The organism is Aeromonas sp. 55A (genome assembly GCF_051919665.1).
Lineage (GTDB): Bacteria > Pseudomonadota > Gammaproteobacteria > Enterobacterales > Aeromonadaceae > Aeromonas > Aeromonas veronii.
In genome coordinates this window covers 80409-95610 of sequence record NZ_JBQBEH010000008.1, presented here as the reverse complement: position 1 = coordinate 95610, position 15202 = coordinate 80409, and the positions used below count along the sequence as shown (strand labels likewise).

Annotated in this window: 12 protein-coding genes; 8 read left to right on the top strand and 4 right to left on the bottom strand. The window is 59.7% G+C overall.

Annotated features, from left to right (window positions below; translation table 11 throughout):
- Window positions 1-41: 41 nt before the first annotated feature.
- Window positions 42-1265 (bottom strand): peptidase T, encoded by a 1224-nt coding sequence (pepT, locus tag ACTG2G_RS04190; protein ID WP_216951721.1) that lies wholly within the window; start codon window positions 1263-1265, stop codon window positions 42-44.
- Between the two features lie 1014 nt (window positions 1266-2279).
- Between pepT and speA the strand changes: the two genes are divergently transcribed.
- A complete protein-coding gene (gene speA / locus ACTG2G_RS04185) occupies window positions 2280-4181 on the top strand; it encodes a biosynthetic arginine decarboxylase (protein WP_005344160.1) in 1902 nt (633 codons plus the stop codon).
- A 270-nt stretch (window positions 4182-4451) separates the two neighbouring features.
- Window positions 4452-4640: a hypothetical protein gene (locus tag ACTG2G_RS04180; protein WP_005334402.1), complete on the top strand. Its 189-nt coding sequence runs from the start codon at window positions 4452-4454 to the stop codon at window positions 4638-4640.
- Window positions 4641-4720: 80 nt separating this feature from the next.
- Here the strand turns inward: ACTG2G_RS04180 and ACTG2G_RS04175 are convergent, their stop codons facing one another.
- The 3 genes from ACTG2G_RS04175 to ACTG2G_RS04165 form a co-directional block, all read right to left on the bottom strand.
- Complete coding sequence (locus ACTG2G_RS04175) at window positions 4721-5008, bottom strand: hypothetical protein (protein ID WP_005361772.1); 288 nt, start codon at window positions 5006-5008, stop codon at window positions 4721-4723.
- A gap of 268 nt (window positions 5009-5276) precedes the next feature.
- Window positions 5277-7283, bottom strand: coding sequence for a methyl-accepting chemotaxis protein (locus ACTG2G_RS04170; RefSeq protein ID WP_266134500.1), 2007 nt, complete (start codon window positions 7281-7283; stop codon window positions 5277-5279).
- A gap of 214 nt (window positions 7284-7497) precedes the next feature.
- Window positions 7498-8793: a hypothetical protein gene (locus ACTG2G_RS04165; protein WP_421386237.1), complete on the bottom strand. Its 1296-nt coding sequence runs from the start codon at window positions 8791-8793 to the stop codon at window positions 7498-7500.
- Window positions 8794-9044: 251 nt separating this feature from the next.
- Between ACTG2G_RS04165 and ACTG2G_RS04160 the strand changes: the two genes are divergently transcribed.
- The 6 genes from ACTG2G_RS04160 to ACTG2G_RS04135 all read left to right on the top strand — a co-directional run bounded on the left by ACTG2G_RS04160 (window position 9045) and on the right by ACTG2G_RS04135 (window position 15181).
- Complete coding sequence (locus ACTG2G_RS04160; protein ID WP_005344164.1) at window positions 9045-9428, top strand: Rid family detoxifying hydrolase; 384 nt, start codon at window positions 9045-9047, stop codon at window positions 9426-9428.
- A gap of 22 nt (window positions 9429-9450) precedes the next feature.
- Window positions 9451-10740 (top strand): serine dehydratase subunit alpha family protein, encoded by a 1290-nt coding sequence (locus tag ACTG2G_RS04155; protein ID WP_429204019.1) that lies wholly within the window; start codon window positions 9451-9453, stop codon window positions 10738-10740.
- A 64-nt stretch (window positions 10741-10804) separates the two neighbouring features.
- A complete protein-coding gene (locus ACTG2G_RS04150) occupies window positions 10805-11458 on the top strand; it encodes a helix-turn-helix transcriptional regulator (RefSeq protein WP_005334376.1) in 654 nt (217 codons plus the stop codon).
- Window positions 11459-11611: 153 nt separating this feature from the next.
- Window positions 11612-12199 (top strand): histidine phosphatase family protein, encoded by a 588-nt coding sequence (locus ACTG2G_RS04145; RefSeq protein WP_421386239.1) that lies wholly within the window; start codon window positions 11612-11614, stop codon window positions 12197-12199.
- Between the two features lie 150 nt (window positions 12200-12349).
- Complete coding sequence (fabV, locus tag ACTG2G_RS04140) at window positions 12350-13543, top strand: enoyl-ACP reductase FabV (protein ID WP_005361765.1); 1194 nt, start codon at window positions 12350-12352, stop codon at window positions 13541-13543.
- Window positions 13544-13705: 162 nt separating this feature from the next.
- Window positions 13706-15181, top strand: coding sequence for a YfcC family protein (locus ACTG2G_RS04135; RefSeq protein WP_421386240.1), 1476 nt, complete (start codon window positions 13706-13708; stop codon window positions 15179-15181).
- Window positions 15182-15202: the final 21 nt, after the last annotated feature.

The following is a 15202-nucleotide window of genomic DNA, read 5'->3' as shown; positions in this document are numbered from 1 at the left end:
GGCTCCCCCCCTCGGTGGTCGTGGTAAGGATAGCGACTCGATTAGCCGCGCCAAGCCGCGGTGAGGCGCACCAGCTCCACCAGGGTGGCGACCGATTTCTCCATGGATTGCAGCGGGATGAACTCGTGCTTGCCGTGGAAGTTGTGGCCTCCGGTGAAGAGGTTGGGGCAGGGCAGACCCATAAAGGAGAGACGGGCGCCATCGGTACCGCCGCGAATGGGCTTGATCTTCGGCACCACGTCGGCGGCCTCCATGGCGGCCTTGGCGAGCTCGACGATATGCATGTGCGGCTCGATCTGGCTGCGCATGTTACGGTAGCTGTCGGTCAGGGTCAGCTCGATGCGGGCCTTCGGATACTCGGCCTGCAGGGCGGCCACCCGGTTCTGCATCTCGGCTTTGCGCGCGGCGAAGTGCTCGTCGTCGAAGTCACGGATGATGTAGTGCAGGGTGCTCTCCTCCACGGTGCCGCTCATCTGGGCCAGATGGAAGAAGCCCTCATACCCGTCGGTGCACTCCGGGGTCTCGTCGGCTGGCATGGCGGCGTGGAAGCGGGCGGCCAGGGTTTGGCTGTTGATCATGCTCCCCTTGGCGGTGCCGGGGTGGACGTTATTGCCGATAAAACGAACCGTGGCGCTGGCGGCGTTGAAATTTTCATACTCCAGCTCGCCCAGTTCGCCGCCATCCACGGTATAGGCCCACTTGACCGGGAATCTCTCCAGCGGGAACAGGTTGGCGCCACGGCCAATCTCCTCATCCGGAGTAAAGCCGACCCAAATATCGCCGCGGGGGATCTCGGGGTGGGCCTGCAGGTGGTCGATGGTAGTGAGGATCTCGGCGATGCCCGCCTTGTCGTCGGCACCAAGCAGGGTGGTGCCGTCGGTGGTGATGAGATCCTGACCCAGGTAGTTTTTCAGGAAGCGGTAGTCACGAATGGCGAGCACCTCGTCACCCTTGCCAAGGCAGATGTCGCCGCCCTGATAGTTTTCGATGATTTGCGGTACTACGTGCTCCGCCTCGTAGTCGGCGGTGTCCATGTGGGCAATCAGGCCGATAGCGGGGGCGTCCGGCTGGTTGCCCGGCAGGCAGCCGGTGAGGTAGCCGTGCTCATCCAGGGTGACCCGGGTTAGCCCCAGCGCCTTCATCTCTTCTTGCAGGGCACGGGCAAAGATCAGTTGGCCTTCGCTGCTGGGGCAGGCTGGATTGGTCTCATCGGAGCGGGTATGAAAAGTTACGTAACGCAGAAAACGCTCAAGCAGGGTATCCATTAGTCAGCCTCTAACCGATTGTGAGCGGTCATTGTGGCCAATCCGTGCGGGGCACTCATTGCGTCAGCGCAGGTTTTTCCCATTTTTTGACGCAAGGGAAGAGCGGCGAATGTGCGGCGCGCGGGGCAACGTCCGGGAGGGAGATCGCATAAATGTGGCATTTATTGCGATATTTAGGCGCTGGCGGTGGCGACCAAATTCCCCTCAGCGACCGCACAGCAAGGCGTCAGCCCAATCATGGCGTTTTCACATACTTTTCAAGGGGAAACCGGGCTGTCGCATAACCTGCGCCATCCCAGAGCCCGCCTGCCCGCCAGCAAGATTTGATCGACTTATTAAAAGGGGATTTTGAACACTATTTTTTATTGTCACTGCCCGCGGTAAGTGTGTACACTCCGCGCCGATCCAAGGGCAACCCTGAAGCAGGCAGAGCCGCCAGAAACCCGACCGATCATACGCCTATAGGGCGAGGCACGCAGAAACGACAGACACTGCTGGGGAATGGTTTCTTTAATACCGGTTAGGCTCCGGTATCAGGGAGAACAACAGACTCTCATCCTTCATTTGACCGAGTGGGCCACCGGCTCATCATCTTCCCTTGTCATGGGCGGTCACTGATGGTGAGGTGGGCTGTGGTTGTTGTCGTCTATCAACACGCATGCGTGCTGGCGCCTTCGCTTCTCTTCCTTGGAACCCTCTCCTTCTGTCGGGATCGCTGCCGAATGATGAACTGACGGCGTGGCTGATGTCGTCTGTCATCAAAGTACCGCGGCGCTACGGCATAGTGGCACCGCATACCGTTGAGCTTGATGTAAAGCCACCAGCCCCACATCAAGACTCGTTACTTCCCCAAGATCCACCAGGCAGCCTCTGGCTTGCCGCGATGTGCAAAGGGTTGGTTTGGGTGGCTGCGTCTCGTGATAGCAGCGCTCGCCGTACTCTGCACTAGATGGTCTGGATGTGATTGAGGGTAACGAAGGCGACTTTGGGTCGCTCATTTGCGAGGCATAGCCCATGACTAACTGGTCCAGCAAGGACTCCTTGAAGGTCTACAACGTTCCCTACTGGGGTGCGGGTTTTTTCAATATCAATGACGCCGGTCATGTGACCGTCGCCCCCGACAAATCACGCCCTGACGCGCATATCGTGCTCTCTGACGCCATCGAACAGTTGCGTCAGTCCGGGCTGACCACCCCCGTGTTGCTGCGCTTCCCTGACATCCTCAAGAGTCGGGTCGATGCGCTGTTCAACGCCTTTGGTCAGGCCATCGAGAAGTCTGGCTATGAAGGGGACTACCTCTGCGTTTACCCGATCAAGGTAAACCAGCAGCGTCGTGTCATCGAGACCATCAGCCAGTCCTACAGCGACAAGCCCCGGCTTGGCCTGGAAGCTGGTTCCAAACCGGAACTGCTTGCCGTGCTGTCCCATCACCATGAGCAAGGCTCGGTGATCGTCTGCAACGGTTACAAAGACCGCGAATATATCCGCCACGCCCTCTTGGGCAACCTGATGGGCCACAAGGTCTACATCGTGGTGGAGAAGCCCTCCGAGCTGGAAATGGTGCTGGACGAGTCAGCTCGTCTCAACATCAAGCCCAACATCGGGGTGCGTGCCAAGCTCGCCTCCACCGGCTCCGGCATGTGGGAATCGAGCGGTGGCTCCATGTCCAAATTTGGTCTCTCCGCCTCCCAGATCCTGGCGCTGATCGAGCGTCTGCGCGGGCTGGGCAAGCTGGATTGCCTGCAACTGCTGCACTTCCATCTGGGTTCCCAGATCGCCAATATCCGCGACATTCAGGGCGGCATCCGCGAGTGCGGCCGTTTCTACGCTGAACTGCGTCGCCTCGGTGCCAACATCGAAGTCGTGGACGTCGGTGGTGGCCTGGGGGTGGACTACGAGGGAACCCGTTCCCAGAGCCACTGCTCCGCCAACTACAGCCTCTCCGAGTACGCCAATAACGTGGTATGGGGCATCGGCGATGTCTGCCGCGAGTTCGATCTGCCGCACCCGACCATCATCAGCGAGTCCGGCCGTGCCCTGACTGCCCACCACGCCGTGCTGGTCACCAATATCATTGGTGCCGAAGGTGTGGAGATGAACGACATCAGCGCGCCGGACGAAGATGCGCCGACCATTCTGCAGAACATGTGGAAAGGCTGGCTGGATCTGCGCAGCGAAGATCCCTCCCTGCTGGAGATCTTCCACGACTCGGTTGCCGATCTGGGTGACGTGAATACCCAGTACACCATGGGCCTCTTGAACCTTGAACAGCGTGCCTGGGCCGAGATGCTGCACCAGAACACCTGTCTGGCGCTCAAAGAGATGCTCAACCCGGTCAACCGCAACCACCGTGCGCTGGCTGACGAACTGAGTGAAAAGCTTGCGGACAAGTGCTTTGCCAACTTCTCTCTGTTCCAGTCCCTGCCGGATGCCTGGGGTATCGGTCAGGTATTCCCGGTGATGCCGCTGGCCGGCCTCGATCGTCCGCTTAGCCGTCGCGGTATCCTGATGGATATTACCTGTGACTCCGACGGTCAGGTCGAGCACTATGTTGACGGTCTGGGGGTCGAGAGCACCCTGCCGATGCCGGTTTATGGCGAAAACGAAGAGTGCCACGTCGGCTTCTTCCTGGTCGGTGCCTATCAGGAGATCCTCGGCGATCTGCACAACCTGTTCGGTGACACCCACTGCGCGGAAGTGTGGCTGGACGAAGAGGGCAAGATGGACATTCGCAACGTGGTGCGTGGCGACACCGTCGACCAGCTGCTGCGTTACGTCAACATCGACCCGTCCGTGATCCGCGAAAACTACCAGCGGATCGCCGCTCACCCGGCGCTGGACGATGCCACTCGCAAAGCCCTGCTCGACGAGCTGGAGCTGGGCCTGCAAGGCTACGCCTATCTGGAAGACGAATAAGCCTTATGTTTGCCCCTCGCTTTTGAGGGAAAATGAAAAACGGCGCCTGCGGGCGCCGTTTTTGTTACCGGGGATCATCCGGCGATATGACGGGGCACTCGGCCTGTCTTCATTCGGATAACTATGGTGGCTCGGGGCATCCGCAGGCCACAGATCTGGCTGATATCTGTCCCTTTCAGTCGCTTCCCTTGATCTGCATCAAGCGTGAACCTCGGTGGTTATTTTACGGTCAGAAGTGATGTTGATGGGATGTAACAAAAGGATGTGTATATGGAACTGAAAAGGGACCCGAGATGCTATACCGACGTCTGTATCGACGGTAAGTGGTATCACTACGACCACTGCAGCACCAACGTCTACATGCTGATGGGAGGCGCCGCGCCGAGCCTTCAGCTGGCCTATGAGCCGAGCAGCGAAGAGGAGCTGATCGAGATGCTCCAGCAGCTGGGGCGCTTCTGACTTACCGAATTGATGTCTTGCCATATGGCCATCGGGCGCGTTGCCACGATGGCCACCACTCTTCACCGCGGTGCCTTATCTCAGCGGGTTTTATTGCCCAATAACCCCTTGCCAATCTCCAGCATGGCGACGGCCGCGGCGTAGCTGCTATCGGACTTGCCTATCTCATCCGCTACATAGAGAAAATTGGATTGGTACTTCTCGACGGCCTCCCGTGGAGTGGTCGCGTCAATAAAGTCCTCCTCCACCTCGAATCCTTGGGTCAGCAGTGCCGCCTTTTCACTCAGAAAAGTCGGAGACGCCATGTCGATAAAGGTGTATTGCTGCCGATTGGACGCCGGAATGGTAAAAAACTGGTATCTGGCCATGGGTAAACCCTCGCTTGAAGCGGGTGATAGATGACGTGACGCTGGTTTTAATCTGTGGCTCGCAGGCGGCTTGGTTTCCCTCGACATCGCAGACCGTGCGTGTCGGGAATGCCGCATTTTGTTTTCGTTCGAGACTACTTTGTTGGCGTTTGCCCGGCAAGTGGGCCGCAGAGATTTTCTGGATGATCCGAGCAACCGAGATGTTGTGGGCAGGGGCGAGACCGGGATAATGCCGGGCTCACGTTGAGCCCGGCTTGTCAGCGCTCTGTTACAGCACGAAGCTCTGTACCATGGCGCGCAGCTGTTCGGTGAGCTGGTGGATCTGGCGGGCGGCATCGCGGGCGGCGTTGGCCACTTGCAGCGCCTCGTCGCTGCCATCCGAGATGCGCACCACGTTGCGTTCGATCTCGTTGACCACGGCGCCCTGCTGCTCGATGGCGCTGGCGATGATGGCGTTGGTATCGACCATCCGATCCACCTTCTCGGTGATGGCGCCGAAGGCCTGTTTTGCCTCCTGCGCCAGCCCGACCCCCTCCTGCGCTTCATGGCTGGCCGCCGACATGGCGGTGACCGAGGCGCGTGCGCCGGATTGCAGCTGTTCAATCATCTGCTGGATCTCGACGGTAGCCCCCTGGGTGCGGTTGGCAAGAGACCGCACCTCGTCGGCCACCACCGCAAAGCCGCGACCCTGCTCACCGGCCCGGGCCGCTTCGATGGCCGCGTTGAGGGCCAGGAGGTTGGTCTGTTCGGCGATGCCGCGGATCACGCTGATGACGCCGCCAATCTGGCTGCACTGCTGCTCCAGCTGGCCGATGGTATCGGCGGTGCGCAGCACCTCGCGGTTGATATGGTCGATGGCCTTGATGGTGCGCTCCACCACATCCTCGCCCTGACCGACCACGTTCTGCGCCTCCTGGGTCATGCGGGCGGCTTGCAGGGCGTTGCCCGCCATGTCTTGTGAGGTGGCGGCCAGCTCCTTGATAGCGGTGGCTACCTGATGGGTCTCTCCTTGCTGATCAGCAATCACCTCCTGTGAGCGGCAGGTGCGCGCTTCGATCTCGGTGGCGCTCTCCACCACGGTGACGCCATTTTCCCGTACCCGTCGCATCAGGGTGCGCAGGGTATCTAGGGTGATGTTGTAATCCCGGCTGATGGCGGCCAGCTCATCCTGACCAACTATCTCGATATGCTGGCTGAGATCCTGGGCGTTGACCCGAGCGGCGATATCACGCACCCGCCCTACGGTTTCGCGCAGGGAGAGATAGGCGCCGATCATCAGGTAGAGGTAGAGCAGCAAACTGGCGGTCAGCGGCGCTGTGACCCACCAGAAGTGGCGCTGGTTGGCGGCCAGCCGCTGGCGCAGATCGACCTCCATGCGCTGGCGTACCTGATCTGCCAGCGCGTTAATGGTGCTATCGAGCCCATCCCCCAGTGCCAGTACCTCCTTGGTTGAGAGCTGCACCAGCTGATCCTTCATCATCTTGTTTTCCATGGTCTCGACCCCCTGACGCACCTGTTGCAGCAGGGTATCGGTCTGCTGACCCAGCTCGGCGCGGTAGGCTGGTTCAATCTGGTAGAGCAGGGTCAGGTCTGCCTCCAGCTCCTGCAGGGTGGCGCTGATCAGGTCGAGACGAAAACGCAGGCCGCTGTACCCTTCCGCCTGAAACAGGCCGAAATCGGCAATAGTGGCGGCGCGATCCCGTACTTGGGCCAGCAAGTCGCGCAGCTGCGGCAGACGTTCGCTGGTGAGGATCACCATGTAGTAGGTGCCGAGTGCCGGATCCTGGATCAGGCTGCTACTGGCGGTAATGTGCTTGTAGAGATGGCGCACCTCGGTCAGCAGCTTGTCGTGGCGCAGATTGCTCTGCTCCACTTCCAGCTTGCCCACTTCACTCTGCAAAGCGGCCCACTCCTGTTTGAGAGCGTCGAAAGCGGGATTTTCCTGACGCGTATCGGCAAAGGCGCGCAAGCTATCGTCCACGGCTTGGGCGGCGGCTTTAACCTTATCCTCTCCCACCGGGTCTTGTTCGTAGGCGTGCTGGGTGACCAGATTGCGGTGGGTGAGTAGCGCCTGTTCGATCGCAGGCACGGGGGCGAGGCTGATAACGCCAGCCAGTTCCTTGCGCGCCTGTGCATTGTCATCCTGCAACCGCCCCAGCAGATTGGCCATGCTGTATGCCAGCGGCAGCAGCATCAGGCAGGACCAGAGCAGGAATTTGTATTTGAAGGAGAGCTGATTGCCCAGCTTGATGGCCGGGTTGAAAATCCATTTCATATGAGGCCTCGATACCCGATAAGACGGGGGCATGCGGTGATGCCTGAATATTACTCCGCACCAGACCCCTTGGGGGAGGTCAGCTTGCAAGTTGTGATCCCCTTGGCTTTTTGCCCCCGCGGGGCGACTTGGCAGCCGCAGCGGCAGAGAGGCGGGTTGCGCCAATAAAAAACGGGCTACCCGAAGGTAACCCGTGGTCGATAGGGGAAACCGATCAGTTGAACGCCAGGAAGGGCGAGACACAGAGCAGCAGGCCGGTGACGATAATGATGTAGAGGGAGGTGCCCTTGTACTTGTGCAGCGCCGGTACCTGATAGACCAGATAGGCCGGGATGAGACAGCCCACCATGCCGAAGATGGGGCTGCAGATGGAGGTGAAGCTCAGTACCGGTGCGTTGAGCACGATGGCCCCCCAGGAGAGCATGACGGTAAACACCATGATCCCTTTGCCCACCAATCCTTTGTTGATGCGGTTTTCCGGCATGACGCGGCGCAGCAGGTTCATCGCCAGACCCTGACAGGCTTCACGGAAACCGAGGTAAACGCCGAAGTAGGCGGTCATCACCGCGAAGATGTTGAGGGTGAGGCTCAGGAGCTTGAGGGTCTGGCCGGGCATCCCCTGGGCTACCATCGCCAGCGCGGAGATGTTCTCTTCAGAGGCTTTGACCGCCTGATCGTGGCCCATGGCCAGAGTGAAGGAGACCGCGTAGAAGAACACCACCACGAACAGGATGCCGAAGGCGATATTCATGGCGCGCATCGCCTTGAAGCGGGCCACTTCCAGCGACTTTTCCCGCGAGCGGTAGGAGATCACCATGGGGCTCAGGCTCTGGATAAAGAGGATGGAGGTGAGGGTAAAGGGCAGCATGATGATGGCATCCTTCATCCAGTCACCGGCGGCGGGAATGGCGGTGATGTTGGCCGCATCCCACTTGTCCACCATCATAAGGCCGAGCACTGCGACCACGCTGATCTTGGTCAGCACCATAAAGGTGGAGATCTTGAACAGCAGGTTCTCGCCGCGCGAGGCCAGAGCCACCAGACCGCATATCAGCACCAGACCGTAGAGCGGGTTTTCGGAGAGCAGGCCGTCGGTGACGCCGAAGCTCTGCAGGAAGGAGGCGCTGTCATTGGTGATGGCGGTGGAGTAGACGAAGACCCAGATCACCAGCATCACGAAGTAGAGCGCGCCGAGCAGCACACCCCAGTTCTTGCCAAGGTAGCCGGTGATGACGCTGGGGTAATCCTTGCACTCCGGCGAAGTGGCCAGGGTGTTGATAAAGAGGCGCTGGAACATGTACATGGCGGGGTAGCCGATCACCGCCGAGAGCAGAAAGACCCACAAGCCCATCAGACCCACCTGTACCGGCAGGAAGACGATCCCTGCGCCGATGGCCATGCCGATGCTCATGATGATCCAGCCCCAGTCGGTGCTGTCGAAGCGAATCGCTTCTTTCCATTCCAGCGTGCCCATCACGGGGCTGGCGAGTGTAGTGCTATGCGCGTCCATTAAAACCTTCTTTTTTGTAGGGATGTGGGAAAGCGGCGCAAATATAGTTGAATGAAACTGTCATAAACAATGCCCATAAGAGTACTTTTGTTCAAATCAGGATGGTGATCACGGTTTATATTGAGGCCGAAAGGTGCCTTTAAACGCCATTTTTGTATCTTTTTGTTGAATGGATAAAATAAAAAGCAAATAATGTTGAACGGAACGAGATTCATGATTGCAAAAAAAATTGCACAAACAGGAGTGGCTATATGAAACGCATCATCACAGCAGCAGCGGCACCTGACGCTATCGGTCCCTACAGCCACGGCACTGCCTATGGCGACCTTATCTTTACCTCCGGTCAGTTGCCGGTCTGCAAGCAGCAGGGTGGTGTGGTGGAAGGGGGCATTGCCGCCCAGACCCGCCAGTCACTGGAAAACCTGAAATCCGTGCTGGAAGCCGCTGGCGGCTCGCTGGATACCGTGCTCAAAACCACCTGCTACCTCGCCGAGATCAGCGATTTTGCCGCGTTCAACGAGGTCTATAAAGCCTATTTCCAGAAAGATTGTCCGGCGCGCAGCTGCTTCGCAGTGAAGGATCTGCCGATGGGCGTCAAGGTTGAAGTGGAAGCGATCGCCCATATCGCTCGTTAATGCTGATAAAAAGGTTCAAGTGATGAAACAAGCGTGGCAGCAGTATCTGCAGATTATTCAACAGGTTGTCAAACCAGCGCTGGGTTGTACCGAGCCAATCGCCGCTGCCTATGCCGCGGCTGTCGCCACCCGGCAACTGGGCTGTGAGCCCGGTCGCCTCGAGGTTGCGGTGTCGGACAATCTCTATAAAAACTCGATGGGTGTTTATGTGCCGGGCACCGGCAAGATCGGTCTGGCCATTGCGGCCGCGGCCGGTGCCATCGGCGGCAACGCCGATGCCGGGCTGGAGGTGCTGGCCGCGATCCAGCCAGAACAGGTGGATCGTGCCCAGCAGATGATCGATGCCGGCAAGGTGCAGGTGAGCCGCACCGCCGCCCCCGAGTTTATCTTCTGCCGCGTGACCGTTTATGGCACTGATGACAAGGGTGAAGAGCACAGTGCCGAAGTGACCCTCTGCGGCGGCCATACCCGCATCGTCGAGCAGCGCCGCGATGGCGAGGTGACCTTCACCGCCGATCAGAGCCAGGGTGGTGCAACCGGTTCCATCTGCGATGGCGTCGATATCAGCATCGCCGCCATCTACGAGTTCGCCACCCGGGTGGAGTTCGAGCAGATCAGGTTCATCCTCAAAGCCTCCGAGCTTAACGGCAAGCTCTCCGCCGAGGGGATGAACAACCCCTATGGTCTCGAGATCGGGCGCACCATGCAGCAGAACATCGATGCCGGTCTCATTGGCGAGGATGTGATGAACCGCATCGTGATGATGACGGCGGCTGCCTCCGATGCCCGCATGGGGGGCGCGACCCTGCCAGCCATGAGCAACTTCGGCAGCGGCAACCAGGGCATTGCCGCCACCATTCCGGTGATGGTGATTGCCGAGCGCTTTGCGGCCAGCGAAGAGCAGCTGGCTCGCGCCCTCATCATGAGCCATCTGGGCGCCATCTATATCAAGTCCCACTATCCGCCGCTGTCGGCCTTCTGTGGCAATACCGTGACCAGCGCGGCCGCCTCCATGGCCATGGTCTATCTGGCCGGCGGCAGCTTAGAGCAATCCTGCTTCGCCATCCAGAATGTGCTGAGCGACAGTGCCGGCATGGTGTGCGACGGGGCTAAGGCCTCCTGCGCCATGAAGGTGAGTACCTCCTCCGGCGCGGCGGTGCGCGGTTTCCTGATGGCCCTCAACAGCCACTCGGTGTCGGGGCAGGGGATCGTCGCCGGCGACGTGGATCAGACCATCCGCAACGTCGGCCAGATGGTGAAGGAGGGCATGTCTGCCACAGACAGCACCATTATTGATATCATGTCCGCCTGATGTCCCTGTCGGTTGCTGCCCGGCGCCCATTGTCCGGCAGCAACCCTTGCAAGAAGGTCCCATTGTGAAGCTGCAAGAGTTGAGTCCGAGCGATTTTGAGATCCTCAAGTCGATGGAGAACATAGTGGATGGCATCGCCGCCATGTATGGTCAGCACACCGAAGTGCTGCTCCACAGTCTGGATGCGCGCAATCCCTCGATCGTCAAGATTGCCAACGGTCATATCACCGGCCGCAGTGTCGGCGCCCCCATCACCAACCTGGCGATGATGAAGCTCAAGAGCGGGCAGGATATCTCCAGCCCCTACATGACCAAGTGCGCCACCGGCAAGACCCTGCGCTCCATCACGACCGTGATCCGCAACGGGGAGCACAGGGCCATCGGGTTGCTCTGTATCAACAGCGACATGGATGCCCCGCTGCAATCCGTGCTGCGCACCATGATGCCGGAGTGCATGCATCCCCACGAGAGCCATGCCACCCCGGAGGTGTTCGCCCGCAACATCGATGAAGCGCTCAACAGCACCATAGATACCGTCAGTGCCGAGGTGCGCGGCAACGAGGCGGTGCCTCCGTCCCAGAAGACCCGGGTCATCGTCAACCAGCTGCACGACATGGGGATCTTCGAACTGAAAGACAGCGCCCAGATTGCCGCGCGTCAGCTCGGCATCTCGGTCCACTCCATCTACCGCTATCTGCGGGAGATCAAGAAGGGCTGAGCCGGTTTAATCTGGCCAAATTGGCAACAAACGGGTCGGCACTGACCCGTTTTTTACGCCTGTTTTAGCCTCTCTGTTTGGGCCATCCCCCGGGCTCATCTGCTATCATCGTCCCCTTCATTTTTCTATCTCTCTGAACGTGCTGGAGAAACCATGTCCCGACTCATCTATCTGCTGCGCCACGGCCAGACCCGCTTCAATGCCGAACAACGTCTACAGGGGCGTTGCAACTCCGAGCTGACTGACAAGGGTGAGGCGCAAGCCATCGCCATGGGGCGGCGGCTTGCTGGCGAACTGGTAGATCCAGCCCGCTGGACCGTCTATGCCAGCCCGCTCGGTCGTGCCCGTCAGACTGCACTGCTGGTGTGCGAGCAGTTGGGGTTGGCGGCAGAGCGCATCGTCTGGGACGATCGATTGATGGAGCTCGGCATGGGGGAGTGGGAGAGCTGCCAGATCCCGGCGCTGCGTCTTGCCCACCCCGAGCTCGATACCGGCAAGGGGGACTGGTATCTGCAGGCACCGGGGGCCGAGAGCTTCGAGAACATTCAGCGCCGGGCACACCAGTGGTTGCAGGATCCTGCCATCGCCGAGCGGGCCATTGTTATCTCCCACGGTCTGCTCGGTGCCATGTTGCGTGGCGTCTATGCCGATCTCGACTATGAGGCGACCTGGTCACAGGAGTTGCCGCAAGATGCCTTCTATAAGCTGCAGGATGGCCACATCACCCGCATTGCCTGCTAGTTGCCGTGAGGTGGCACCATGGCATGGACCATGATTGCCACCTTCGGATGCCCATTTTTGCCGCAGTTCAACACATCAGAGCACCTTATCGCGGCAAGATGAGGTATCTTATGCCCCGATTTCATCCATTAAACGGATCCGAGACCCCATATGATCATCAAACCCAAGGTTCGCGGCTTTATCTGCACCACCACTCATCCGGTCGGTTGTGAAGCCAATGTTCGTCGCCAGATCGCTTATACCAAGGCCAAGGGCACCATCGAGAATGGTCCCAAGAAGGTGCTGGTGATCGGCGCTTCCACCGGTTATGGCCTGGCCTCCCGGATTGCGGCTGCCTTCGGTAGCGGCGCCGCCACCCTCGGCGTCTTCTTTGAAAAAGCGGGCACCGAGTCCAAGACCGGTACCGCTGGCTGGTACAACTCTGCCGCCTTCGACAAGGCAGCCAAAGAGGCGGGTCTCTACGCCAAGAGCGTCAACGGCGATGCCTTCTCCAACGAGTGCCGCGCCAAGGTGATCGAGCTCATCAAGCAGGATCTGGGTCAAATCGATCTGGTTGTTTACTCCCTGGCCTCTCCGGTGCGCAAGATGCCGGAAACCGGCGAAGTGGTGCGCTCTGCCCTCAAACCGATCGGTGAGGTCTACACCACCACCGCCATCGATACCAACAAGGACCAGATCATCACCGCCACCGTCGAGCCGGCGAACGAGGAAGAGATCCAGAACACCATCACCGTGATGGGTGGTCAGGATTGGGAGCTGTGGATGGCCGCCCTGCGTGATGCTGGCGTGCTGGCTGACGGCGCCAAGTCCGTGGCCTACTCCTACATCGGTACCGATCTGACCTGGCCAATCTACTGGCACGGTACTCTGGGCCGCGCCAAGGAAGATCTGGACCGCGCCGCTGCCGCCATCCGTGGCGACCTGGCTGCCAAGGGCGGCACCGCTCACGTGGCCGTGCTGAAATCCGTGGTGACCCAGGCCTCTTCCGCCATTCCGGTGATGCCGCTCTATATCTCCATGGCTTTCAAGATCATGAAGGAGAAGGGCATTCACGAGGGTTGCATGGAGCAGGTAGATCGCATGATGCGCACCCGTCTCTACGCGTCCGACATGGCGCTGGACGATCAGGCTCGCATCCGCATGGATGACTGGGAACTGCGTGAAGATGTGCAGCAGACCTGCCGCGACCTGTGGCCATCCATCACCAGCGAAAACCTCTCCGAATTGACCGATTACACCGGCTACAAGCAGGAGTTCCTGCGCCTGTTCGGTTTCGGTCTGGACGAGGTCGATTACGATGCGGATGTAAATCCGGATGTGAAATTCGACGTGGTCGAGCTCTGAGTCTGACTCAAGTGAAAACAGGGCCCCGCGGGGCCCTGTTTTTTTGGCAAACATTCCGCTAATTTGCGGAATTTTATTATCAGCGATCACCTTTTTCCCCTATCAAACCCGCTAGTCTTGCGCTGATCGGATCACAGACGGCATTGCCGAGGTACGGAAGCTATGACCACTCCAAACGAGGCGCCCAAGAAGTGCCAACTCCCCACTGTTTATACCCTGCTTTTCATCATCATCGCCCTGATGGCCGCCCTGACCTGGGTGCTGCCAGCGGGCAAATATGACTATGTCACCGCCAAGACCCAGCAGCCGGTGGCGGCAGCGGCCGTGGCCGATTACAGCGGCGACGAGCGGCTGTTGCCGGTGCCCGGCAGCTACACCGAGTTACCCGCCCACCCGCAAGGGGTATTCGAGGTGCTCAAGGCGCCCATCCAGGGTTTTCACAAGGCGGCCGATGTGGCGCTGTTCGTGCTCATCATCGGTGGTTTTCTCGCTGTGACCATGCAAAGCGGTGCGCTTGATGCCGGGGTGGGGGCCATTGTGCGCGGCTTTGCCGGGCGTGAGCGGCTGCTAATTCCTGTGTTGATCGCCCTGTTTGCCCTCGGCGGCTCCACCTTCGGCATGGCGGAGGAGACGGTAGCCTTCTGGGCGCTGATCGTGCCGGTCATGATGGCGGCTGGCTTCGATCGCATGGTGGCTGCGGGCATTATCCTGCTTGGCTCCGGGGTCGGGGTGCTCGCCTCCACCGTCAACCCGTTTGCCACCGGTATCGCCTCCGGTTTTGCCGGCATTCCCATCGGTGAGGGGATCGGTTTGCGGGTCATCCAGTGGCTGCTGCTGGTGATCTTTGCCTCTTGGTTCGTGATGCGCTACGCCAAGCAGGTGCAGCAGGACAAGTCCCGCTCCGTGCTGGCCGATATCGTCTATGACGACGAGTTCTCCCAGATGAAGAGCGGCAACCTCGCCTTCACCGGCAAACAGAAGCTCACCATGCTGGTCTTCTTCGGCACCTTCCTGCTGATGATCTATGCGGTGGTGCCCTGGTCGGACTTGGGGATCGATGTGCTGCCCACCTTTGGCTGGTGGTTTGATGAGCTCTCCACCCTGTTCTTCAGCGCCTCCATCCTGATCGCGCTGATCAACCGGATGCCGGAGTCCAACTACGTTGCGACCTTCCTGAGCGGCGCTCGGGATCTTATCGGGGTGGCCTTGGTGGTGGCGGTGGCGCGCGGCATCTATGTGGTGATGGAGCAGGGCGTCATCATCGACACCATCTTGCACTGGGCCGAGGGGCTGGTGAGCGGACTCTCCTCGTCGGTCTTCATCCTGATGGCCTATCTGGTGCACATCATCCTGAGCTTCTTTATCCCCTCCACCTCGGGACTGGCGACCGTCTCCATGCCGCTGATGGGGCCGCTGGCGGATTTCTCTGGCATCTCCCGGGATCTGGTGATCACCGCCTATCAGTCCGCCTCCGGCTGGATCAACCTGTTTGCCCCCACCGCCGCTCATCTGGTGGCCGGTCTGGCGCTCGCCAAGATCCCCTACGATCGCTTCGTGCGTTGGGTGCTGCCCTTTATCATCGGCGTAGCCCTCATCACCATGGCGGTGCTGGTAGCCGGTGCCCTGCTGCACGGCTGATGGCACGGATAAAACCACAGA

What these genes read in the sequence shown, in the direction of transcription:
- ACTG2G_RS04180 (WP_005334402.1), top strand. Translation starts at nt 4,452, where the DNA reads ATGGAACTGAAAAGGGACCCGAGATGCTATACCGACGTCTGTATCGAC.
- ACTG2G_RS04175 (WP_005361772.1), bottom strand. Translation starts at nt 5,008, where the DNA reads ATGGCCAGATACCAGTTTTTTACCATTCCGGCGTCCAATCGGCAGCAA.
- ACTG2G_RS04160 (WP_005344164.1), top strand. Translation starts at nt 9,045, where the DNA reads ATGAAACGCATCATCACAGCAGCAGCGGCACCTGACGCTATCGGTCCC.
- ACTG2G_RS04135 (WP_421386240.1), top strand. Translation starts at nt 13,706, where the DNA reads ATGACCACTCCAAACGAGGCGCCCAAGAAGTGCCAACTCCCCACTGTT.
- ACTG2G_RS04145 (WP_421386239.1), top strand. Translation starts at nt 11,612, where the DNA reads ATGTCCCGACTCATCTATCTGCTGCGCCACGGCCAGACCCGCTTCAAT.
- ACTG2G_RS04155 (WP_429204019.1), top strand. Translation starts at nt 9,451, where the DNA reads ATGAAACAAGCGTGGCAGCAGTATCTGCAGATTATTCAACAGGTTGTC.
- pepT (WP_216951721.1), bottom strand. Translation starts at nt 1,265, where the DNA reads ATGGATACCCTGCTTGAGCGTTTTCTGCGTTACGTAACTTTTCATACC.
- ACTG2G_RS04170 (WP_266134500.1), bottom strand. Translation starts at nt 7,283, where the DNA reads ATGAAATGGATTTTCAACCCGGCCATCAAGCTGGGCAATCAGCTCTCC.
- ACTG2G_RS04165 (WP_421386237.1), bottom strand. Translation starts at nt 8,793, where the DNA reads ATGGACGCGCATAGCACTACACTCGCCAGCCCCGTGATGGGCACGCTG.
- fabV (WP_005361765.1), top strand. Translation starts at nt 12,350, where the DNA reads ATGATCATCAAACCCAAGGTTCGCGGCTTTATCTGCACCACCACTCAT.
- speA (WP_005344160.1), top strand. Translation starts at nt 2,280, where the DNA reads ATGACTAACTGGTCCAGCAAGGACTCCTTGAAGGTCTACAACGTTCCC.